This is a genomic window from Rhodococcus sp. K11/5 (assembly GCF_055193735.1).
Window position 1 is genome coordinate 22,629 of record NZ_JBUXET010000001.1, and the last position, 20,747, is coordinate 43,375.

Here is a 20,747-nt window from a genome sequence, read left to right on the forward strand (position 1 = left end):
CCGATTATTCGTCGTCGAGGTCGACGCCGTCCGGCACCGGCACGGTGCGCAGAGCCGGATGACCGGTCCAGGATCCGTCGGGGTCGGTGTGACTCATCGGCCCGTGTCGCCCGTCGAGCAACACTTTCAAGTGCCCGTCGAGGTCGGTGAGCCACCACCGCGACATCGCCGACGGGTCCTCGGTGCTCGCGGCGAGAGCGCCCTCGTAGGCGTCCCACAGAGCTCGCAGCCGCTCCCGCACTTCTCGGTGGCGCCACCACCGTGAGTCCCAGGTCAACCCATCACCGGGCCGATCCGACACATGCCGATTGACCACCCGGGCGAAGAAGTCGGTGACGAACGTTTCGAGGTCGGGGAACCGCCGTTCGGGTTCGATTTCCTCCGCTGCCTCCGGGTCGTCCCACTGCCCGGTGATGTCGATCGCGTCGCCGTCGACGGCCGGGTCGTAGTCGTCGGTCACCAGCGCTCTCCTTCGTCCTCATCGCCGTCCTTGTCGAACGACAGTGGCGGATAGGGCGTCTCGTCGTCCTCGTCGGCGGAGTACTCGTCGTCGTCCTCGATCCCGGCCAGGATCGACGCCCTGAGTTTCTCCGTCCCCGCGTAGCGGTCCACCGACTCCTCGACGATGGCCTTGTCGTCGGTCTCCCACCAGTGCACTTTCTTGATCAGGACCGGCGGACTACCGGGGATGACCAGCAACGCCCGACTCTTGGGCATCTGAGCGATCTTGTGCTGCGGCATGATCGGGCGTTCCTGCCAGCTCTGGCTGCTGCTGTCCCCGGATTTCCCGCGACTGCGCGTCGTGGTCAGCACCTCGTGGGTGCCGACGATGTCGGAGAGCTCGGCGGTGTAGTCCCTGTTGTTGACCCCGCCGCCGTAGAAGTGCACCGAGTTCGACAGCATCCCGTCGAACTCGTCCGTGCCCCACGCTTTGTGGCCCTGTTGGGGGTTCTGAAGGATGGAGATCGGAATGATGCCGTGCGAGCCGAAGTAGGAGTACTGGTCGGGGAGATCGTCGAGCAGGACGGTGTTGGTCACCTCGTCGAGAACCGCCACGAGCGGCACCTCGAGTCGACCCTCACGCGAGCGGGTCGACGGACGCCACCACGACTGGGGCCACCAGGACGGCATCTGCTTCGGGTAGCGACGAGAAGGGTTCCGTACAGCGACGTCGATTCCGGCGTCGAAGATCTGGCCGATCAACGCGGTGATCAGCGATCGTGCCGGTCCCGGACCCTTCCGTGAGTGGGTGTAGATCGTGTCGGTGCTGGTGACGAACTCGTGGGGGTCGAACTCTGGTCGGTCGTGATGCACCGATCCGGGGAGCCTACGGATCTCCGCAACTCCCGTGTCGGGGTTCGTCCGAGCTTCGATGATCACGCGGCGAGGCGGTGTGATCACGTCGGCGTAGTCCTTGTCGATGAACACGCTCAGGCATCTGCGGGCCATGTCGTACAGGCCGTCTCGCTGACGAGGGTTGATGCGGAGCGCGGTTCGGATGGCGTTCGCGGCTTCGGGGTGACCGGTCGCATCGAGGACGAGCGCGGGGGTCGAGTCCTGATCGCGATTGAGCCAGTGCATCGCGTGCAGCATGTCCCCGCCCCCGGCGGCGGCGGCGGCGAGGAGGTAGAACGCCAACAGATCGGCGGATCCACCGTCGAAGTAGCTGCTGGTCGTTGCTCCCTTGATGGAGGAGCCGGAGACGAAGAACGATGCCACCCGCCGTGCATCGCTCATCTCGCGGACGCGCTTGAGCGGGTTCCACCAGAAGGTCACCACGCGGGCGCCGCTGACCTCTTGCAAGTCGAGCATGTCCACCCGTCCGCACCGTTCGCGGCTCAGCCTGGTGGCGGCGTGCAGGTCGGGTTTGATGGTGTTGACGATGACCGGACCTGGAGCTGCGAGAACGGCGCGGATGGCCAGCGCAGCGGTCTTACCCATGCGCATGCCGGCGATGGCCACCATGACGGTCTCCCACGACAAGTGCACGGGCACGTTTCCGCGGACGGTGTAGCCGATGAGGAATCCCCACGAGCGGGGGTCCTTCTTGTCGAACTGCGGCACCAGATCCTGCGACGCCGACCGGGAGATCCCCGACAGCTTGCGTGGATGCACCATCGTCTTGGCCGCACTGTCGACGGCGGTGCGGCCTCGCGCCCACCGCCACACACCGACCCCGGTCACCGCGAGCGCCGCCGCCGCGCCCATCGCCGTGAGGACCGTGGCCTGAACGGGCCACGGCCTGCGGCCGCGCAGCGCGTCGAACAGTCCGGTGAACGGATCGACCGATGTGTCGAGGCCGGCGGCCCAGGACCCCACCCACCAGGACACCGCCGCGATCACCGCGCACAACGCGGCGAGGCCGACTACGGCGAGAACAATGTTCTCGCCGATCTGGGAGTTGTTCGTTCTCGTCGTGCGGACAGCCATCACAGACCCCCGAAAGACGCGGCGGCCGCGCAGACTGCCCACATGATCCACCCGATCAGCAGCGTGAACAGCACCGACGATGCTTGCGATCTGAACAGGTTCGCGTTGAGGTGGCCGTGGCGCCACCGATCCCATGCGACGGTCACCACCGCTGCGGCGGCGACGTACGACACCAGAACGATCACCGTGATTTTCCCGGCGGTCAAGATCGCGTCGACCGCAGCGGCGCGCTCCGGCGGTACGTCGCCGACCCACCAGGCCCCGAAGTCGACGGCCACCGCCGACGCCACTGCGCCGATCAGCATCAGGCAGGCCACGACCGCGGTCCAGTTCGCGCGACCGAGCAGCGTCTCCTTCCCGGTGGACGGGTCGCCGGGCGGCACGGTCTTGCCGACCCTGGCCTTCTCCGAGCTGGCTACGACTTCGTCGTGGTCGCCACCCGTGGGTGGGGCGGGTACCCATGCCTGCACCACGCTGTCCGGGTTCGACAGCAGGTCACCGAGCCGTATCGGGCCGTCGTCGCCTGTCCGGTCCACAGCGACCACATGCGAGACCACCAGCAGCAACCCACCCTTGCTCGTGATGCGCTCGACGAAGGAACTCGGCGGGTCGGTGAGCTGGTATCCGCTGCCCATCCGGTCGTCGACGACGACGGTGCCGGCCTCGTCGACGCGGCACGGGACCTCGTCGGCGGACACCGACGGCACGGCTTGGTCGATCGAGGCGAACCCGCGGCGGAGGAAGCCGTCCAGCAGCGAGGCTGCGGTGTCGGCGATCACCCACCCGTCGACCGACGGATTGACCAGCACTGCCGACACGGTCCGGGGTTCGCCGCCGATGGTCAGCGGCACCCGCATCGGTGCGAGGCGGTAGGTCGTCGACCTCATCACGTGGATCGACGATTCCGGGTCGGACGGGCCGCACGTGGCGTGACGGACATCGACATGGGTCGCCCCGGGCATCGGGTGCACGCCGAATCGCACCGGCACCGGTCCCAGCGCCGTACCGCAGATCGCGCAGTCACCGTGCGGTTGCACGGCCGCACGGACCTGATCGGCCAGACCCGGCGGTAACGCATGGTCCAGGACAGCGTCGTCGACGAACGACACCCGCCCGGTCACGACCGCGCTCCACGCATCGAGGCACTGGGGCTGACCTGAGTTTCGGCAGACAGCGCCGGAGAATGCAGGAAAGAGAACATGAAACAAGGGCCTTTCAGGAGCGTCGAATCAGCACGCACGCGCACAGCGCGGCACCCGTCAGGGGCCGACACCGCGTACGTGCTGGTGATGGACGCTCGACCGTGACCCTCATCGACGGTCGAACATCGAAATCATAAAACCGGAGAAGTGATCGTGTCCACCGGTCCAACTACGACATGCGACCACCTCATCGTCATTCAGATACAGCGAACGTGCACTTTGCCTGGATGCCCGGTAATCATCAGAGGACGCCAGACTTCCACCGGAACCCTCGCGGAAGTGAGGATTCGCAGGTCGTCGTAACACCATCGGGCGACAATCGTCGGTGGGGCTGCCGGGCGACCAGCTGCAATAGGCTAATCGCGACAGGTGCTGTGTCGACTACATGGTGAGGAGGACGAGGTCGATGACAATCCAGCCTCGCCGGTGTCGGCGTTGGGCCGAGGCGACAAGGTGGCTGCGATGAACAGCACGCCCGACCTCAGTGCTCTCTATCTCCAGCATCGGGACGTGATGTACAAAATTGCCGCGTCAGTGCTGCGCGAGGTTGGTCGTGCTTCTGAAGCGGCTGATGTTGTGCAGGATGCCATGGTCTCCATCATGACTTCGCCGCCCAAGGACGTCAGGAATTGGGAAGCGTTCCTCGTGACCGCCGTGAAGCGGAAGGCATTGGATCGGGTCCGATCAGCGGAGGTACGGCACGCCGGGCCCGAGTTGGTTGAGGCCGACCACGATGGTGCAGACGAAGCCGATCTCGCGGAGGATGTCTCGGATGCTCTTGATCGTAGAAACAGGGCTGGTCAGGTGTGGGACTGTCTCTCGATCCTGGACGACCGCCACCGGTACGCCGTATGGGAAACCGTGGCGTTAGAGCGGCCACGAGCACAGGTGGCTGACGAACTGGGTGTAAGCCCGGCGCGGGTCAGTCAGATGGCGACACGAGCTTTAAAGCTTCTTCGACAGGAAGTGTGCAGAAGGGAGGAAGAAGACCATGAATGACGACGAACGCGACAAGCTTGTCGAAGAACTGCTGGATCGGCGACAAGATCGCGCGCTTATCTTGCGCGGTTCTGAGCTGAACGATCGCGAACGCGCGGAGATCACCGATCTCATCGAGACTGCGGACGCGCTCTGGCTCGCTGCTCAAGGCGCGCCTGAACTTGCAGACGACCCTGTGGCTGCAATGCTGGGTTTACTTCCTGACAGCCAATGTCGTCTTGATTCCGCAGCGCTATCCCGCGCGCGAAGGCGCGCGCGATTGAGTGTGAGTGATGTCGCCGAGCGGTTGCACGAGCGGGGGTGGCAGTTCGACAAAAGCGACGTCTTTCGGTGGGAGACTCGTACTGCAGCCGACGTGGCTCCCGCCATAGTCCAAGCAATTGCCGACATCGTCCAAGCTCCGGTGGATGGTCTGATCTCGACCACCGGATCCGCTTCGCTACCCGATGACGCTGGCGCCGTCCGTACGGATCCCCGGTTCGAGCAACTCGTCGCGCGCTGGGCGCACGCCCGACAGGTGTCACCCGCGGTGGCAGCTGCAACCCTCGAAAGCCGGATGCTTGCGACGGTGCACCGCGGGGAGCATCCCAACGCGGAGCAACTGTTGCGCTCGCTGGATGCCCTGGTCGCCTCTGTCGAGCAGGCCGGTCGAGAGTAGGACTCGTATGAACCTGGACGGTTGCGTCGAGCAAGCGCTGTCTTTGCTGTCGGATTCCGTTCGAGCCCGTTTCGCCGGGAGCCCGATGAGCATTCTTCGAGACAACCTCCACTTGACTGTCACGGCCGTCGAACATCTAGCCAGTTCGCGTGACGACGGGGGTGCGTGTGATGGCGTCTCGTTCCTCAAGGATGGGGTGATCCTGTACGCGCCCACGCCGGCCAGTCGGCGCGAGAACTTCACGCTGGCCCACGAACTCGGACATTGGCTGTGCGAAAATGCCACCGACGTCTACGACTGGGTGGCGGATCAAGACGAGCCCGGCCGCTTACTCGAAACCGTTTGCGATCGGATAGCCCAACGACTGCTCATGCCCGAGTCTTTAGCAACGGGTGTTATCGCAGACAGGCCGGTCAGAGCTCAGCACCTGATCGACCTCTACAACGCCTCTCAGGCCAGCCGGCCGGTGTGTGCGATCGCTCTCGCCAAGCACCTACCCGGGTTGGGAGCCATCGCCATCATCGATCGCCACAACGGCACCGTCGCGCACGCCAGCGTCAAGCCCGACCCCGCGCACGGCTGGCCCACCGTATTCCCCTGGCGCGGCCAAAAGCTCACTCGAGGCCACCCCTTGCTCGGTGTGGCCCCGGGGGGCAGCTTCGGCTCGGCGCCTGTCCTGGCAAACGCCCTGGGGTGCCCAAACCGACTATTACATCGATGCAGTCGGCGACAACAGGCGCGTCATAGCCGTGTTTTGCGACCAAGACCTCTGGGAGGTCGAGCGGTTTCATGCGCCCATCCAGCGTGATTTCGACACGCGTCCGACGGCCACTGGGTCATGCTGCGGGACCAGCTTCGAGCGACGAGGATATCCCTGCTCAGACTGTGGACAGCCGTTCTGTCCTCGTTGCGGTGACTGCCGCTGCCAGCGGGACTCCAAGCGCGCACTGACCTGCACCGCTTGCTTCCTGCAACTCCCGCCGCATCTCGTCATCGACGGCATTTGCTCGGACTGCCGATCTTGACCCTAACTCCGCGAAGCCCTATCTCGACTACTCAGTAAGAGCCCCCGAAGACACGGATCTGGGCTCTCGGGATGGAGGTGAAGAGAGATGGCCAAGAACACCGGAAAGGGACACCGCGTCGGTGCCGTGACGAGCCGCAGCGAGTTCAAGCGCGGTGCCACATGGTTCAAGCGGGACACCAGCACTGGCCGAATTCTCAACGGAAGCCCCAACCAGCACAAGGGCGTACGCAACGAGAAGTAATCCGGAGGCCGGCGGCGCTCCGGTGCCGCCGGCCTTTAGTTGCCGCGGCAGGCACGAAGGATGACCGAACCGAGTACAGGAGAAGATGACGTGTCAGTTCACTGGGTCAACTACGACCTCAACAAAACAGGCCAGGACTACGCCAAACTCATTGCCTATCTGAAGTCGCACCAGAGCTGGGCCAAGCCCCTCAAGAGCAGTTTCTTCGTGAAGACGACTCTGACGTCCATGGAGCTCCTCGAAGGAATCATGGAGCACATCGACGCCAACGACGCCGTTGTCGTCGTCACAGTCACAAACTCGTCGTGGGCATCTATCAGGATCTCCTCTGAAGTCAACGAGTGGCTCCAGGAAAACCTATAGTTTCGGTCAAGCTCGGTATCCGCGAAAAGGTCACCGTCCGTCGGCCTCCGCGCCTCCGACGACGTTCACTCCGTTCCTCGCTGACACTGTCTGGTGTGGGTGTTGCTCGGCGCACTGTCATCGGCGGAACGGGCGCGCCGGGTCTCGTACTCGGTCCGGGGAGAACGGGGTGAACCAGCAGCAGCGGTCCGATCCGACTCCTCGAGCAAGGTGTCCTAGTTTCCGTCGTCGGGGGGAGGACGGCAGGTTCACCACCGACTCCAGCATCCACCCGCCGTTGTCGCTGACCGGGGCGTCACCGTGACCGACGACGTCGTAGACCTGATCGGCACGCACCTCGTAACTGGTGAACAGCCACGACGCGGTGAGCGGCGTGTCGATAGCCCCGGCCTAGAGCAGTGCCCAGCCAAGGGGCCGCATACCAAAGCAGGGTCCTGGACAAATCCAGGACCCTGCCGCCTTCTAAGAAGGAATGGGCCAATGGCAGACCGAAGTCGAACGACTGGACCCATTTACGTCTGACAGACTAGCACGCGTGCCGATCGAAGAAAAGCCGGGACAGGCGGGGTTCGTATCTCGGTTGAGCGAGCTGACCTCGACCCACACCCATTGGCAGCGCCGGTTGTGGCAGAGCGGAACCCTACGCTTGGGTGACGAACTGCTCGACTCGTGCATCAACCCCGAGTTTCCCGAGCCCGCGCTGAAAGACATGAAGGCCGATCTGCTCGCCGTCACGCGTGACGATCGTGGAATCGTCAACCGCAAACAACTGCTCGCAGCGATCGACAAGGTCAAAGCGGGCAGCGCGGACACAGGACACGCCTGGCTGACTCTGCGCGCGGAAGTCGACCGCGCGCGCACCGACTACCTCGAACAGTGGGCGACGGTGTTCGAGTCCGACAAGCCGATCGGGACGCAGGACGCGGCCCGCCGCATCGGGGCGCATCTGCTCGATCACGGCTATCACAAGTCCAGCATCTACACCTGGCTCGCTCAGTACGCGAGGTCACCACGTGCGGCATCGGTGGCAGAGTTTCTACGCGACGGGCAGGAGCGGCTCGCGCGCCCGGAAAAGACTTTCATCTTCTGTGTTCCGGTAGTGACCACACCACCGTTCGACGTCAGCGCCGGCGCCGCGCCGGGGTGGTTCGACGCCACCGAGACCTCCGCATGGAAAGACGCCTACGCCCCTGATGCCGACACGATCCGCAATCAGGGATCATTTCTGCTTACGGTGGACGCGCGGGAGATCAACACCGCCGTCGACCGGGCGCGGGCGGCGGTATTCGACCTGCAAACAAAGTTCGTTCTGGGCACTCGCGCCACCGCGACACCGGTGACGATCTGTTCGCGGATGTGGTCGCGGGAGAAGAAGCAGGCATACGGCACCTCCGACACCGACCGAAGCATCGAGATCAGGGCATTTGAACGGCACGGCAGGATCAGCGACCTCACCGCACCCCCAGACCGCATCGTCAACGCCCTCGCGCTGCTTCAGCCGCTACGCACCAGCCCACCGCACATCGCGGTGATGAGTGGATGGTCGGCGATCGAATCGCTGCTCGTAGGGCCGGGCGACACCGACAACGTCGCCGCCGGCCGCATCGCCGCCATCATCGCAGCCAGCGCACTGCGCGCCGAGTTTACAGACCTCGCATGGGCATACGCCCGGGACAACACTGACGCCCTCGCCACCGACATCGCAGAACCACAGCTGACGAACCTTGCGCGGGCGAAACTGTTCCAGCAGCGCGCCGTCGACGCCACTGCACCGGTGCAGTTCGATAACGACCGAGACCGACTCGCTCTCGACCGAGTGCGGCCGGCGCTTGCCGACCCCAGTGGTGAGATCAGCAAGCTTCGCACCGTACTGCGCCGTGAGTTCGCGCGCCTGTACCGGAAACGCAACCTCATTGTTCACGCCGGACAGACACGTGAACATGCCCTGCACGCCGTTTCCGAGCGCCTAACCCCGCTCATAGGCGCCGGCATCGACCGCATTGTCGATGCCGAATTCACCCATGGCACCACCCCGATCCAACTCGCCGTCCAGATCGAAACCCGCACCTCCTATCTAACTCCTGCCACTACAGCAGACGCCGGCAACCTGCTCGACCTGTTCGACTAGAACTACGCGGGTTTGGAGTCGCGGACCAAGTTAAACTCGGCTATAAACCTTCTGAACTGCATGCATGTCATAATCTCAATTATCGGCAATGAAAGTCGTTACCGGGAGGGCGTAGCCGGGAACGTCCGCGCGGACGCCTGAGCTGGGCTTTCGCGTGCCACTGGGTAAGTCTCTTATCTGATCTCGAGGTATTCGCTGACCCTCCAATCCGACGACCGTTCCGATACTGAGCGTGGCGTGAAGTCGAGGAAGTATGGCGTTATTGCCGAGAAGATGTGCCACGCGAGCGCCCACGACATCCATGCTCACTTCCCAGATACCCATCCCCATTCCGATCAGATAGAGCGCGTCACCCGCGAAGACCGACCAACCTGATTCCGGCCCGACGGAGAGCGCACCCAGTCCCACTGCTGAGACGACGACGCCCGGAGCGATCACGCGTCTTGCCCCCGACGCGCTGGATGATCGTCCCGGCGAACGGCAGACCGGATACGGCCCCCGCCGACAAGAACAGCAGACGAATCCCCAATTGGGAAGGTCGACAATGCCAGGTCCGTGCCGATGGCGGGATACGACTGATAAACGCGGTGTTCATGGGCTCCGTTGACGAGAAACGCTAGGTAGTCAGTGGTGAGATCGCGCCGCGTGCACGAGCCACCGTCACGCCGGCCGGCAGGAGAGTGCGCACCGTGGAGTCATCCTGCGCAAGAACCCCGAGCAGAACGTGAGCTACACCGATATCGCGGTCTCGGAGTGCAACTGCTTCTTTCATCGACTGCCGGAGTGCCTTTTTGGCAGCTTTGTCGAAGGGTAAATGCCGCCGTGCCCGTTCGCGCTTGCGATCGAGGGCTCCGGCACCGAATGCGGCGTCGACCTGCGAGACAACGGCATCGAGATCGATTCCAATCGACTTCAGCGCGTGAGCATCTGCGGGCCCCAGCCCAGCGCTGACCTGTACCACCGAGCGAACTGCTTCGGAAGTGACTCCAAGCGTGGTCATTCGAGTCCTTAGCGACTCGTCGGCACCGTCGAGCGCAGCAATCATCAGGTGCTCGACGCCGATACGCGACGATTGCAGTTCGCGGGCGACATCCTGCGCACCGATCACGGTGAGTCGAGCTGCTGCGGTGAACTTCTCGAACATCATCTACCTCCCTTGTCCGCCGTGCTTCTTGTGCACGGCCTGTCTGCTGACTTCGAGCGAGTCCGCAATCAATTGCCAGGGCCAACCCTGGTTGCGGGCATTGCGAACTTGGACTGCTTCGAGACGCTCGAGCAGTCGACGCAGTGCTAGCACTGCGCGAAGCCCTTCGGCAGGATCAGGGCTGCTGGCGGCTGCGGCGAGTGTTGTGGCTTCGGTCATGGTGTCAATGTAAATTGACATCGGCCGCTTGTCAATTCCGGTTGACGGCGCGATCCGCTCCTGTGACCCCAGGTTGCTGCAGGAATGGCTCTGACAACGGCACGACGACGATCTCGCAGCCGAGTCCCGCCAATGCATCGTATGAAGTCTGCATAGGGCGTACGCAATCTCAGAGGTAGTGCGAATGCCGTGGATAGGCTTCGGGGCCGACTGCGTGGATAGAAGTCTTGAATGACCTCAAAAAGGGCGGGTAGTCACGTCGTGCGTGATCCAATCGCCGGATAGCTGCCCATCGGGACGCCCGAGCGAGCGGCGTGAATGTTCATCACCTTGTTGCTGTATCCGAGTAGGTCGGCGAGCGTTGCGGCGTCGAGTTCTTTGGTCAGGTCGTGCAGCGCTGCGTTGCGAATCGCGAGGATTTTGATGCCGAAGACCTGTCTGAGTGTATTCAGAAGGGTCTGCTCGGTGATGTGATGCCCGGCCCGTGTTCCTGGGAACAGCCACGGGGATTGATTGTTGGTGGTGCGCTGGTTGGCGCGTGAGGTCAAGTATTCGTGGAAGAGGGGGAGTAGCGGTTCGGGCACTGGCGCAGGATGTTCACCGAGGTGGAGGCTGATTCCCGTTGGTGTGACTTCTACTTGCTCCGTGCGCATTTCGGCGATCCGGCGGACCGGCAGCGCATACAGAAGAAGCATCAGTGCAGCGATCCGGTTGTTGAGCACCACTGCCTCCGACTCGAGGACTGTTCGAATCAGTGTAAAGCGTTCGTGGGATGAGGCGAGTGGTGTTTGCCGAGCCTCGCGGGTATTTCAGGTGGTAGCGCTTGCCGATCCCTGTTTTGGCTCGCCATTGGAGAAAGTTGCGTGCTGCCATTCGGGTGGTGGTCCCAGTGGAGAAGTACTCGTCGACGTGGGCCTGAGTCAGTGCGTCGACAGTGACGTGATGGTTCTCGCTCAGCCAGATCAGGAACTTCCCGGCTTCGGTGATCTCTTGCTTCGCGGTTCGAGTTGCGTTGTCCATGTTGCGGATTCGGTTTCCGTGGATGCGGCGAAGGTGATGCCATCGGGCAAATTGTTCGAGAGCGGTGCGAACATCTGGTCGGTCTGCGAGTGTGTCGAGCCGGTTCTCGAGCCACGTCTGGAACCGGGCGAGTCGAGGATTACCGCGGTCGGGCAGGATGTGAAGGTCCACCAGCATTTCTCGAAGGTGTTCGACGTGTCGGCCAGGGGGTAGCTCGTCGAAGGCACTGTGCGAGAGCATCAGCTCACGGTCACCGATCTTCTGCAGCAGCTCGGCAGCCGATTTGCCTCGCATCCAGGTAACGATGCTCTCCGGACGTGACACCTTCGCCAGTTCTGCGACGAGCCGTTTGAGTCGGAGGTCTGGGGGATCGTGCGGTCGTAGAGCCGCGGTGAGGTCTGCGGTGACGACGCATCGTGCGCAATGTCCACCACGTAGGCGCTCGGCCTCGCGGCCGCAGTTCGTGCAGTCGAGGGCAGTGGTGATGCCTGCGCATTCCCGGCAGATCGACTGCCGGGCGGGTGATAGCCCGGGTGTCATTCGTTCGATGCCGCACAGTGCGCAGCGGCCGTAGGTGCGCACTGCAGCGGTGAAGCACGCACCGCAGAGCGATTCGGTGGGCCATCGGACTCGGTGCCGGGAAACAGCGATAGTGCAGCGATCGCACACCTTCGATCCGCCGACCGTACGCGGTCGGCCTCTGGGACGGTCAGGCATCGTCGTCGGTGATTCGCGCCCTGACGGGCCGGTAAGCGTCCAGCAGCGGAACGTCCTTGGGTGAGTTCACTGCACGCTTGTCTCGTCGACGACTCGCGTCTGTCGCGGTGTAGGTCACGAGGTCGCCGGCTTCGATGCCGAAGATGTCGCAGAGGGCAACGAGAACACTGAACGCGATGCGTTCGGGTTCCTGTCCGACGATCCTGTAGATCTGTGATTCGGACAGGGTAATTCCTCTGTCCCGCAACGGTTCCACGAGGTCACGACTGTTCTTCATTCCAACGCGTGCCATGTGTTCACGCACACGCCAGCGATACTGTATTTCACGTTTCATCGTCTGCCTTTCCTCTCGCACCATCTCGTCCACCGACGCTGCGACGCAGCGTGTTCGACAACACTTGTTCCAGATGGCGTGCCCGGTAGTCGGGGGAGGCGATCGTATAGATCGAGGTCGTTGCTGCGTGTTCGTGGCCGAGCTGCATTTGCACGAAGCTCAAGTCGTATCCGTACTCGGTCTGTAGATGAGTTGCATACGCGCGTCGGAGCGAGTGCAGGTCCAAGCCCGGCGGGAAGCCGAGCTCGTCCACCAGGTTTCGCATCCGCTTCCACAGGTCTCTGCCGGCGACAACACCTCCGCGGTCGGTGGGGAACAGATCGACGAGCGGCTGTCCGTAACGGGGTAGGCCGTAGTTGACCCAGTGCTCGAGTGCCTCTGCAGCCCAGTCGAATACGGCCAGGACTGTGCGTTGTTTGGCGGGTGAACCGCGCATCGCTTTTCCGTGCCTGATACGCAGCAGTCCCCATTCACCGAAACCAGGGGCACGGGCGTTTCGTGAACAGTCGACCAGTTGCAGCTGTCGCCCTTCGCCGGCCCGCAGGCCCCACCCGTACAAGACCTTGAACGCCACCGCATCGCGCCACGCAGCAAGTGCGCCTTTGCGTCCCGAGTTGAGGATTCGTTCCGGCTCGAGATCGGCGAGGTCGAAGAACTGCTGTAGCTCCGCCCTGGTGAACGGGCGCCGCTTGTCCTGGGTGTCGTTGGTCTGCACATGAGTGGCTCGGTTGAATTCGGTGATCACCTGCGAGAACACGGTCCCGAACAGCCGCCCGCAGTTCTCGTTCCACTCGTAGACGGGGTTGGTCGCGTACTCCAAGAACAGTCGGACGTCGGACTGATACGCCCGAATCGTGGCGTGAGAGAGATTGCGTACCCCACGCAGATGAGCGAAGAACTCGTCGGCATCGTGCGGGGACCATTGCCACGGTGGGGATCCCACGAAGTCGACCATGCGATGGATCAGTTTGATTCGGCGGTCGGCGGTACTCGCACGGAAATTCTGGGTGATCTGCGCGCGTCGCCAGCCGACGAGGACATCGTCGAGGAAGGCTTCGGAGGATGCGGAACTATCGGCCGGAAGGTAGATCAATCGACCACCAACTTCACGTCGGTCCACGTCAGCACCCTTTCGTCTGTCTGCATATTCTGCACTTGAAGAGCTCAAACTGCAACGATGGCTGCCATAACGCCTGCTCAGACCGGGCTGCTTGTCGTGACACTGTCTCATCGGAGCGGCGCCTAGATGTGGACCTGGGATGTGCATGCCGATGGTATCGATGCAGCTCAGGCGAGTATCGGCGAAGCACGGGGGCAGTTACACGAAGCAGAGATATTCGCGCCAAGTGCTGATAACCAATCTACAATATGTCATAATATAAATTATCGGCAATGAATATCGTTACTTTCAGCAAGGCGCGGGAGCCTGTTTTACGACCCAATCGCGACGACGTCTCGTGTGATTTCGAGCTGCCGAGGTGTTCCGCGAGTTCGGACGACTGCGCGGGCGAACTTCTGAACTGTTTGTTCAGAACTGAACGTATTCGTTGGATGTGCGCATGGCTGTTTCGTACCCCGGAGTCTGTGGCACCTCTGCCACCAGGTGCCCCGCTGCACCTGTACACGGTGCGTAGGTCAAGCAGCGGCCTGCGCACTGTGCTCGCTCTTCCGATGTTCCTATGTGGTGCTTCGGTCGTCTCTTTATCAACTGACGTGCGCTGCCGGGCGCGTGAGAACGGCCCAGGGCAACACGGCCATCGACGGGTCAGCGTGGTGTGCGGGTGTGCACGCTCATGAAGACCTTTCCGAATCGGTCCTGGTCGACTCGTCGGTCCATTCTTGTTCTGCGATGTCGTGCAGCAACTGCTCGCACAACTGTCTCACCGGGACGTTGGTGTTCTGTGAGCGCCATGTGAGCAGGTCGAATGCTTTCTCCTCCGACACCCCCAGCAGCAGTTGGAGAATGCCCTTGCACTGCTCGATCGCGGCACGGGTCTGCATCGCCTTGACGTAGCCGTCGACTGTGCCCTGCAGGGTCGCGACTCTGGTGGCGGCATGCAGCGTGCTCTCGGCGGCGATCACATAGATCCGCAGTGCCGCCTCATCGAGGCGGTCGAACCCGTGATCGCCCCGGCTGTAGAGATTGAGCGCTCCGACGTGGGTGTCGTCCACCGTCAACGGCGCTGACAAGAAGCTGCGCATCCCGAAGTCGGCCTGACCGGCCCAGAACCGCGGGTAAAGAGCCCTCGCCTGCGCCCCGGTGACGCGCACGATGTGCCGAGTAGTCGCCGCTTGCGGGCACGGGCCCTCCCCGCTCGCGTACTGGACATCGTCGATCCGGGTGACGACCGGATCGGTAGCTGCAGCGGTGCACAGGATCCCCACTGTCGAGGATCCGGCCGAGCCTTTCGTAGAATTGGTGTCCCGCAATCCCGAATGTCACGAGGATCTCGTCGTCGGGACCGTCGCCGTAGGGCAACCACCGACGTGCGTACTCGATCATCCCGCGCAGGTTCTCGGTCTGGTTGCTGCCCACCGGACCATGATCGCGCCCGGCGACCGAGGGCGCCGGTCAGTGCGCGAGTCGACACCGTCCGTTCACCGCGGCGCCACCTGAGTCACGTGCGCGGGGGGGACTCTTGCATTCGCCGCATCCCGCTGGCCAGCTCGAACCGCCGCCACTCAGGAGTGCTCCGATGTCCTACATTCTCTTCGACACCCTGCTCCCCTACCTCGGCGAGCACGCCGCCTCATATTGGGCGCAGTTATTGGTCATCGACCCGATCTGACGCGAACCGTTCACGGACGCGAATACGTCGCGGTCATCCATTCATCACTGTTCGTTCACCGGCGATCGGTACCAATGAACGGCATTCCTGCCTCGACCACTCGACCACCACGGGAGCTCCCATGATCACCGACCTCGCCAGCTTCGTCGACTTCCTCGGCGCCCTGTCCGACATCTTCGGCGGCGCCGGCGACTTCCTCGACGGACTCAGCTTCTTCAGCTGATTCGGCGGACCTGACCACCCGACATCGGGCACGATCAGGTCCCTGAAACGACCACAGTGCACGGTCCCCCTGACCTGGGTGACCGTGCACTGCTCTGTGTCGGTGCGGCGTCAGTACACAGCGGAGCGAAGCGCCTGACGAGCATTGCGCTCGACGAACAGCGGAACGAAGTCTCGAACCGCACGCCCCTCGAAGCGGGCGTACTCCGCGGCCACGGTCTGTTCGATGTCGTGTCGACTCACCCCGGGCAGGGCGGCGGTGAGTCGATCCTGCACCGCCGCGAGATGCTCCGATTTATTGGTGGTTGTCATCTGTTCAGAGTCGACCCATGTCACCACTGAGTCAATGTTCCGGTTATATTGTTCGCACAGGTAATGGTCACTCCGCGGCCAGCGAGAACCTGGCGCGCAGATTCTCCGACTGGCGGGACAGCTCCCGCAGCGTCCGCTTGTGGGCCTTGAGCTGCTGCTCGTGCCACAGACCGAGTGCTGTGTTGCCCCGGGCCCGAGCTTCGGCGGCGAGCCGGCGCGCATCATCGAGCTGCGCGGCCACGGCCGTCGTCTCCTCGATCAACGCCTGAAGAAACACCCGTGCCTGCGCCACGTCCGGATCTTCCGCCACCTGTAGCTCCGCTTCGATTCACTGGTGCGCCCTGCGCGACCGTCGACGCTGCCGAATCCCGGCCGAGATGAACCGTAGCGACACTCACGGGCACTGCAGTCCACCGGAGCCGTGCGGTCGAGTCATTCGTGCGGCTGCGCCGTGATGACGACAGCGTCGACGACAGTCAGTCCCTCGGTCGTGTCGAGGGCGGTGAAGTCGGTTCTGCCGCAGCGGGTGCGCGGCAACGCCGGCCGGTACCCGAGACCGTCGTCGTTCACCAACCACACGGCGACCACCGGAACCGGGTAGTCCCCCGAGCAGAAGAAGAACCGGTCGAAGGTGACCTTGGGGGACCGTCGGTCGAACGCCGCCTGCACGGCCGCGACGTCGCCGGTGAAGGTGGTCATCCGCACCCGCGTCACCTCCTGGTCGACGATCAACGCCTCCGCCGGTTCGCAGCGCACGACGGCGACGGTGTCGAAGCCGGGTGGGCGACTGCCCGTGTCGTGCTGGGGATCGAGGATCGCGCCCGCAGGCACCCCATGCAGGTATCCGACGCAGGTGGGCTCGGAGAGCGGCGCCGCAGGCGGGCGAGGAGCGGGCCAGCCGATCACGCCCATGACACCGACGATCACGATGGCCGACGCGATCGACCGACCCCACCGGCGCATCGTCCGACCGTACCGACCAGTCGACATTTCAGCGGCGTGGACCCAGTCCGGTGGCAGCGGGGTGGGACGGATCTCGGTCATCGACGTCCACCCTGCCCTGCCGCGGCCGGCGCCTTGACGCAGGCCGAGCGCGGGCCGAGCGAATCGCGTATGGCCTCTTGGTAGGCGGCGCTGTCCTCGCTAGGTTGCCGCGGTGACGCGGCGGCGCAGCCGACGATCCGACACGTGTCGACTCGCGGGAGGTTTCCGAGTGGAAGATGCCTCATTCGGCGAACAGGGAACGCAGTTCGTTCGGCAACTGCCATGGCTGCGACGACGTGACGGCCATCATTGACTCTCAGTCAGGTGCGAACGAGCGGTCATTCATCGCCAACCTGCGCGGGTACCGCAACGGAGGCGGGTCGGCTGGTCCTTCCCGGCCTACGGGGAGATGAACAGATGATGCCGGATCAGGGCTCTGTCGGTTGCGGACTGCGACTGTCCTCGATCGCAGGGGCTCGCAGGTGTGAGCATCGAACCGTTCGTACTCCACGTTCCCTAGCACGAGATCGACCTCCTCCACAGTCGGTTGGAGCACACGCGGTGGCCGGCGCCGCTTCCCGGTGACTCCTGGGGCACCGGTGTGCCGGTGCACTAGGGCATCTCGCCGGACTGTGGCGAACCGACTACGACTAGCGGGCCCGCGAAGCACGCCTGAACGCGTTCCCGCAGTTCACCACCAGCATTGACGGCACACGCATCCACGTCCGATCCCCGCAGCCCGGCGCCCTGCCGCTGATCCTCACGCACGGGTGGCCCGGGTCGGTGTTCAAGTTCCTCGACATCATCGACGCGCTCACCGACCCGGTCGACCCCGCAGACGCCTTCGACGTCGTCGTTCCCTCACTGCCCGGTTTCACCCTCTCCGGCCCGACACCCGAGCCGTGGGACACCGACCGCATCGCAGCAGCAGCATGGGTGAGCTTGATGACCGAGCTGGGGTACGAGAAGTTCGCGGTGCAGGGCGGCGACATCGGCGCCGCGGTCGCCCCCGCGGTCGCACGGCACGCACCCGACCGGGTGGTGGGCGTGCACATCATTGGCTCGCAGACCTTCACGGCGCCGGAGTCCGTCGACGACGCCACGCTGAGCGCACTGACCGATCTCGAGAGGGACCGGCTGGCCCGAGTCGGGAAGTTCATGCGCACCGAGTACGGCTACATCGCGGTGCAGTCGACGCGCCCGCAGACCCTCGCGTACGGGTTGACCGACTCCCCGGTGGGGCAACTGGCGTGGATGGTGGACAAGTTCGCGGCGTGGACGTGGCCGATCAGCGCACTGCCGGAGGACGTGCTGGGTGCCGATCGGGTGCTCGATCACGTGTCGCTGTACTGGTTCACCGGCACCGCCGGTACCAGCGCCTACACCGAGTACGCCACCTCGGCGTGGGACCGGCTCCGGAGCCGTTCGGTGTCCCCACCGGGTTCCTGCAACTCGCGCACGACATCGGCAACACTCGTGCCTGTACATGTCGACGGTGCCACTTTCAGTCCCAGTTCATGTCGCTGCGCAGAATTCTCCCGTAGAAACTGACACCGCCCCACGAATCGGTGGAAGGCTTTGAATGCAGGCCCGGTGTCAATGCGTGCACGGATGATCAGCGACTCCCTTCGCAGCCTGTTCCATGTGCGGCGAGAAAATTGTCGACGAGGCGTCTGCAGTCGTCGGCATCGATGGGGCGCAGACCCGTGAGGCGTGAGAACACTATCGGGCCGAGTAGTTGCAAGAGCGCGAAGGTGGTGTCGAGTTCGCCGAGCGCGGCGCGGGCGTCGGGGGTCGTGAGGATTTGATCGAGCGATTGCCGGTATTGCTCTATGACACGGGCGCGGAGTGATTTGACCGCTCCGGGGTCGAGTTCATGGTGCCTGGCATCGCTGCCCCTGATCGATCCCATGGCCAGCCACGCCAGTGTGGTCATCTGAACCGGCGCCTGTTCGATGAGGTCTGCCTGGGCGGTGAGCAGCGATATCAGGCGGTCGCGCACCGATCCGTCTTCGGTAGGCGAATCCACGGGAGGAAGTAGACGCTCGAAGGTGGCGGCCAGCAACTGTGTGGTACTTCCGAAGTGGCGGTACAGGGTGGCACGGGCGACCTTCGACATCCGGGTGACCGCTTCGACCGTGACGGCCTCCACGCCGCCCGTGGTCAGCAGTTGACTGGCGGCATCGAGCAACCGCATGCGTGAGCGCTCTAGCCGGGGATCGACGGGATCGAGAGGATCGGCCATGTGCGGCATTCTCCTCTCACCACGTTCCGGTCGTCGACGACCTGCGTATCCTGTCACACCCCCGGCGGTGTGATACCAATGGTCTTGTACCGATACTGCTAGTTCCATTACAGGAGGCGCTCCGGTGGGCGAATGTGGATCGACTCATATCGGAGCGACGCGATGGACTCGAGCTCAGTGGTGGATGCTGATTGTGTCCTGTATGGCAGTGGCCCTGGTGGTGGCCGCGATGGCGGCCCTGTACTCGGCGCTGCCCGAGATCGCTGTCACGACAGGAGCGACACAAGCCCAACTGACCTGGATCGTCGATGGCTACACGTTGGTGCTGGCTTGTTTGGTGCTGCCAGCAGGAGCCATTGGTGACCGCTACGGCCGTCGTGGGGTCCTGATTGCCGGGCTGGCACTGTTCGCGTCAGCGTCGGCGCTACCACTGTTTCTCGACGACCCTGTGTGGCTGATCGTTGCTCGTGCGTTCGCGGGAGCGGGGGCAGCGCTCGTCATGCCCTCGACCTTGTCGATACTGACTGCGGGGTTCCCGTTTGCGCACCGTGGCCGTGCTGTGGGGGTGTGGGCCGGAGTCGCTGGGTCCGGTGCAGTTCTCGGAATCCTCGGCGCCGGGATTCTGCTGGAGCGATGGTCGTGGACCTCAGTGTTTGTCGGGCTGACCGCAGCGGGGGTGGTGCTGGCTGGATTGGCGTGCACGATCGCCGAGTCTCGCCAGGATGAACATCCTCCGGTGGACTGGATCGGTGCGGTGACTGTGGCAGTTGCGGTCGCCGCGATCGTCTTCGCCGTGATCGAGGTGCCGGCTCGTGGCTGGTTGGACCCTGTTGTCGCCGTCAGTGCCGTGTTAGGCACCGTCGCGGTGGTGGTATTCGTGGTGATCGAATTGCGTTCGGCAGCACCGCTACTCGATGTTCGATTGTTTGCTCGCCGTGGCTTCGGTGCCGGCGCTCTATCGGTGTCGGTTCAGTTTCTGGTGACTTTCGGGGTGTTCTTGCTCCTGGTGCAGTATCTGCAATTGATTCTCGGGTACGGGCCACTCATTTCCGCCGTGGCGCTGACGCCGATGGTGGTGCCGCTGATCGTGATCTCGGTGATCGCGCCATGGCTGTCGGGCATCGTCGGACTTCGGATCATGACTGTGGTCGGCCTGGGCGCGATCGCCACGGGACTGGTGATGGTGAGTCGGTTGACTGTCGCGGCGCAGTACATGGATCTGCTGTGGCCTCTGTTGATCATGAGCGCTGGGCTGGGGTTGTGCACTGCCCCGGCGACTTTCGCTATTGTCGCCGACACCCCCGAGGCCAAGCACGGGGTCGCGGCCGCCGTCAACGACGCTGCCCGCGAGATCGGTGCTGCTATCGGAATTGCCGTAGCCGGCAGCGTGCTCGCCGCTGGGTACAGCGACCGCATCCAGCCGGCTCTGCCCCAGCTGCCTGAAGCTGCTCGCGGTCCAGTCGAGGATTCCCTTGCCACGGCCCTGCAGGTTGCTGATCGTGCAGGGCCGGTGGCTGAGCCGCTGGTCGACTTCGCACGAACTGCGTTCGTACACGGCAGCGGACAAGCCACGCTCGCACTGGCGCTCATCACGGCCACTGCGGCCGTCGTACTGGCATTCTTCGCCCCCGGCCCCAGCAGCCCCGTTTAGCGGCCTGGCATGCAGGAGTAGGCAGCGAGACTGAGAAGCAGCCCGCGCGATTGATGCAAACC

The 20,747-nt window shown here is 63.7% G+C and carries 21 protein-coding genes and 1 pseudogene; 9 read left to right on the forward strand and 13 right to left on the reverse strand.

Annotated features, from left to right (window positions below; genetic code table 11):
- Positions 1-4 precede the first annotated feature (4 nt).
- Genes ACY466_RS20415 through ACY466_RS20425 form a run of 3 tightly spaced genes read right to left on the reverse strand, consistent with a single transcriptional unit; the run spans position 5 to position 3,551 of the window.
- Positions 5-460, reverse strand: a complete 456-nt coding sequence (locus ACY466_RS20415) for a DUF4913 domain-containing protein (protein ID WP_463252462.1) — start codon at positions 458-460, stop codon at positions 5-7.
- The gene (locus tag ACY466_RS20420) at positions 457-2,430 is read right to left on the reverse strand and encodes a type IV secretory system conjugative DNA transfer family protein (RefSeq protein WP_463252463.1); all 1,974 of its coding nucleotides are present in this window, start codon (positions 2,428-2,430) and stop codon (positions 457-459) included. The genes ACY466_RS20415 and ACY466_RS20420 overlap by 4 nt, the downstream gene beginning before the upstream one ends.
- On the reverse strand, positions 2,430-3,551 hold the full coding sequence (locus ACY466_RS20425; protein ID WP_463252464.1) for a hypothetical protein: 1,122 nt from the start codon (positions 3,549-3,551) through the stop codon (positions 2,430-2,432). Before ACY466_RS20425 ends, ACY466_RS20420 begins: the two co-directional genes overlap by 1 nt.
- A gap of 543 nt (positions 3,552-4,094) precedes the next feature.
- On the opposite strand from ACY466_RS20425, the gene ACY466_RS20430 reads away from it, so the two are divergent.
- The 6 genes from ACY466_RS20430 to ACY466_RS20455 all read left to right on the forward strand — a co-directional run bounded on the left by ACY466_RS20430 (position 4,095) and on the right by ACY466_RS20455 (position 9,048).
- Positions 4,095-4,631: a sigma-70 family RNA polymerase sigma factor gene (locus ACY466_RS20430; RefSeq protein ID WP_463252465.1), complete on the forward strand. Its 537-nt coding sequence runs from the start codon at positions 4,095-4,097 to the stop codon at positions 4,629-4,631.
- Positions 4,624-5,289 (forward strand): hypothetical protein, encoded by a 666-nt coding sequence (locus ACY466_RS20435; RefSeq protein WP_463252466.1) that lies wholly within the window; start codon positions 4,624-4,626, stop codon positions 5,287-5,289. The genes ACY466_RS20430 and ACY466_RS20435 overlap by 8 nt, the downstream gene beginning before the upstream one ends.
- Positions 5,290-5,374: 85 nt before the next feature.
- Entirely contained in the window at positions 5,375-6,097 is a 723-nt protein-coding gene (locus ACY466_RS20440; RefSeq protein WP_463252476.1) for an ImmA/IrrE family metallo-endopeptidase, read from the forward strand.
- A gap of 304 nt (positions 6,098-6,401) precedes the next feature.
- Positions 6,402-6,557, forward strand: a complete 156-nt coding sequence (locus ACY466_RS20445; protein ID WP_463252467.1) for a hypothetical protein — start codon at positions 6,402-6,404, stop codon at positions 6,555-6,557.
- Positions 6,558-6,617: 60 nt separating this feature from the next.
- Positions 6,618-6,920: a hypothetical protein gene (locus ACY466_RS20450; RefSeq protein ID WP_463252468.1), complete on the forward strand. Its 303-nt coding sequence runs from the start codon at positions 6,618-6,620 to the stop codon at positions 6,918-6,920.
- A gap of 535 nt (positions 6,921-7,455) precedes the next feature.
- Positions 7,456-9,048, forward strand: coding sequence for an integrase (locus tag ACY466_RS20455; protein WP_463252469.1), 1,593 nt, complete (start codon positions 7,456-7,458; stop codon positions 9,046-9,048).
- Between the two features lie 616 nt (positions 9,049-9,664).
- Here the strand turns inward: ACY466_RS20455 and ACY466_RS20460 are convergent.
- The 3 genes from ACY466_RS20460 to ACY466_RS20470 all read right to left on the reverse strand — a co-directional run bounded on the left by ACY466_RS20460 (position 9,665) and on the right by ACY466_RS20470 (position 11,136).
- A complete protein-coding gene (locus tag ACY466_RS20460; protein ID WP_082898905.1) occupies positions 9,665-10,195 on the reverse strand; it encodes a Clp protease N-terminal domain-containing protein in 531 nt (176 codons plus the stop codon).
- Positions 10,196-10,411 (reverse strand): hypothetical protein, encoded by a 216-nt coding sequence (locus ACY466_RS20465; RefSeq protein WP_068051821.1) that lies wholly within the window; start codon positions 10,409-10,411, stop codon positions 10,196-10,198.
- 254 nt (positions 10,412-10,665) lie between these two features.
- Positions 10,666-11,136 (reverse strand): hypothetical protein, encoded by a 471-nt coding sequence (locus ACY466_RS20470; protein WP_463252470.1) that lies wholly within the window; start codon positions 11,134-11,136, stop codon positions 10,666-10,668.
- Positions 11,137-11,353: 217 nt separating this feature from the next.
- Here ACY466_RS20470 and ACY466_RS20475 point away from each other — a divergent pair, with 217 nt between their 5' ends.
- Positions 11,354-11,644 (forward strand): hypothetical protein, encoded by a 291-nt coding sequence (locus ACY466_RS20475; protein ID WP_463252471.1) that lies wholly within the window; start codon positions 11,354-11,356, stop codon positions 11,642-11,644.
- Between the two features lie 496 nt (positions 11,645-12,140).
- Here ACY466_RS20475 and ACY466_RS20480 read toward each other — a convergent pair whose 3' ends face one another.
- The 6 genes from ACY466_RS20480 to ACY466_RS20505 all read right to left on the reverse strand — a co-directional run bounded on the left by ACY466_RS20480 (position 12,141) and on the right by ACY466_RS20505 (position 16,768).
- Positions 12,141-12,506, reverse strand: a complete 366-nt coding sequence (locus tag ACY466_RS20480; protein WP_463252477.1) for a helix-turn-helix domain-containing protein — start codon at positions 12,504-12,506, stop codon at positions 12,141-12,143.
- Positions 12,472-13,650 (reverse strand): tyrosine-type recombinase/integrase, encoded by a 1,179-nt coding sequence (locus ACY466_RS20485; protein WP_463252472.1) that lies wholly within the window; start codon positions 13,648-13,650, stop codon positions 12,472-12,474. The genes ACY466_RS20480 and ACY466_RS20485 overlap by 35 nt, the downstream gene beginning before the upstream one ends.
- Positions 13,651-14,273: 623 nt before the next feature.
- Complete coding sequence (locus tag ACY466_RS20490; protein ID WP_463252473.1) at positions 14,274-14,867, reverse strand: GAF and ANTAR domain-containing protein; 594 nt, start codon at positions 14,865-14,867, stop codon at positions 14,274-14,276.
- Positions 14,868-15,604: 737 nt separating this feature from the next.
- The gene (locus ACY466_RS20495) at positions 15,605-15,805 is read right to left on the reverse strand and encodes a three-helix bundle dimerization domain-containing protein (RefSeq protein ID WP_463252474.1); all 201 of its coding nucleotides are present in this window, start codon (positions 15,803-15,805) and stop codon (positions 15,605-15,607) included.
- A gap of 67 nt (positions 15,806-15,872) precedes the next feature.
- On the reverse strand, positions 15,873-16,115 hold the full coding sequence (locus tag ACY466_RS20500) for a hypothetical protein (protein ID WP_463252475.1): 243 nt from the start codon (positions 16,113-16,115) through the stop codon (positions 15,873-15,875).
- A 122-nt stretch (positions 16,116-16,237) separates the two neighbouring features.
- Positions 16,238-16,768: a hypothetical protein gene (locus tag ACY466_RS20505; RefSeq protein WP_222647621.1), complete on the reverse strand. Its 531-nt coding sequence runs from the start codon at positions 16,766-16,768 to the stop codon at positions 16,238-16,240.
- A 687-nt stretch (positions 16,769-17,455) separates the two neighbouring features.
- Here ACY466_RS20505 and ACY466_RS20510 point away from each other — a divergent pair.
- Positions 17,456-18,340: pseudogene (locus ACY466_RS20510) on the forward strand (alpha/beta fold hydrolase); the annotation flags it as partial.
- 64 nt (positions 18,341-18,404) lie between these two features.
- Here the strand turns inward: ACY466_RS20510 and ACY466_RS20515 are convergent.
- On the reverse strand, positions 18,405-19,034 hold the full coding sequence (locus ACY466_RS20515; protein WP_222647622.1) for a TetR/AcrR family transcriptional regulator: 630 nt from the start codon (positions 19,032-19,034) through the stop codon (positions 18,405-18,407).
- 202 nt (positions 19,035-19,236) lie between these two features.
- On the opposite strand from ACY466_RS20515, the gene ACY466_RS20520 reads away from it, so the two are divergent.
- Positions 19,237-20,685 carry an MFS transporter gene (locus ACY466_RS20520; protein WP_261776381.1) on the forward strand — a complete coding sequence of 483 codons (1,449 nt, stop codon included), beginning with the start codon at positions 19,237-19,239 and terminating at the stop codon, positions 20,683-20,685.
- Positions 20,686-20,747: the final 62 nt, after the last annotated feature.

Bases quoted from the DNA above. Each gene is read 5' to 3' on its own strand.
- ACY466_RS20420 (WP_463252463.1), bottom strand. From the start codon at position 2,430: ATGGCTGTCCGCACGACGAGAACGAACAACTCCCAGATCGGCGAGAAC.
- ACY466_RS20430 (WP_463252465.1), top strand. From the start codon at position 4,095: ATGAACAGCACGCCCGACCTCAGTGCTCTCTATCTCCAGCATCGGGAC.
- ACY466_RS20435 (WP_463252466.1), top strand. From the start codon at position 4,624: ATGAATGACGACGAACGCGACAAGCTTGTCGAAGAACTGCTGGATCGG.
- ACY466_RS20440 (WP_463252476.1), top strand. From the start codon at position 5,375: ATGAGCATTCTTCGAGACAACCTCCACTTGACTGTCACGGCCGTCGAA.
- ACY466_RS20445 (WP_463252467.1), top strand. From the start codon at position 6,402: ATGGCCAAGAACACCGGAAAGGGACACCGCGTCGGTGCCGTGACGAGC.
- ACY466_RS20450 (WP_463252468.1), top strand. From the start codon at position 6,618: ATGACCGAACCGAGTACAGGAGAAGATGACGTGTCAGTTCACTGGGTC.
- ACY466_RS20460 (WP_082898905.1), bottom strand. From the start codon at position 10,195: ATGATGTTCGAGAAGTTCACCGCAGCAGCTCGACTCACCGTGATCGGT.
- ACY466_RS20465 (WP_068051821.1), bottom strand. From the start codon at position 10,411: ATGACCGAAGCCACAACACTCGCCGCAGCCGCCAGCAGCCCTGATCCT.
- ACY466_RS20475 (WP_463252471.1), top strand. From the start codon at position 11,354: ATGGTTCTCGCTCAGCCAGATCAGGAACTTCCCGGCTTCGGTGATCTC.
- ACY466_RS20480 (WP_463252477.1), bottom strand. From the start codon at position 12,506: ATGGTGCGAGAGGAAAGGCAGACGATGAAACGTGAAATACAGTATCGC.
- ACY466_RS20495 (WP_463252474.1), bottom strand. From the start codon at position 15,805: ATGACAACCACCAATAAATCGGAGCATCTCGCGGCGGTGCAGGATCGA.
- ACY466_RS20505 (WP_222647621.1), bottom strand. From the start codon at position 16,768: ATGCGCCGGTGGGGTCGGTCGATCGCGTCGGCCATCGTGATCGTCGGT.
- ACY466_RS20515 (WP_222647622.1), bottom strand. From the start codon at position 19,034: ATGGCCGATCCTCTCGATCCCGTCGATCCCCGGCTAGAGCGCTCACGC.
- ACY466_RS20520 (WP_261776381.1), top strand. From the start codon at position 19,237: ATGGCAGTGGCCCTGGTGGTGGCCGCGATGGCGGCCCTGTACTCGGCG.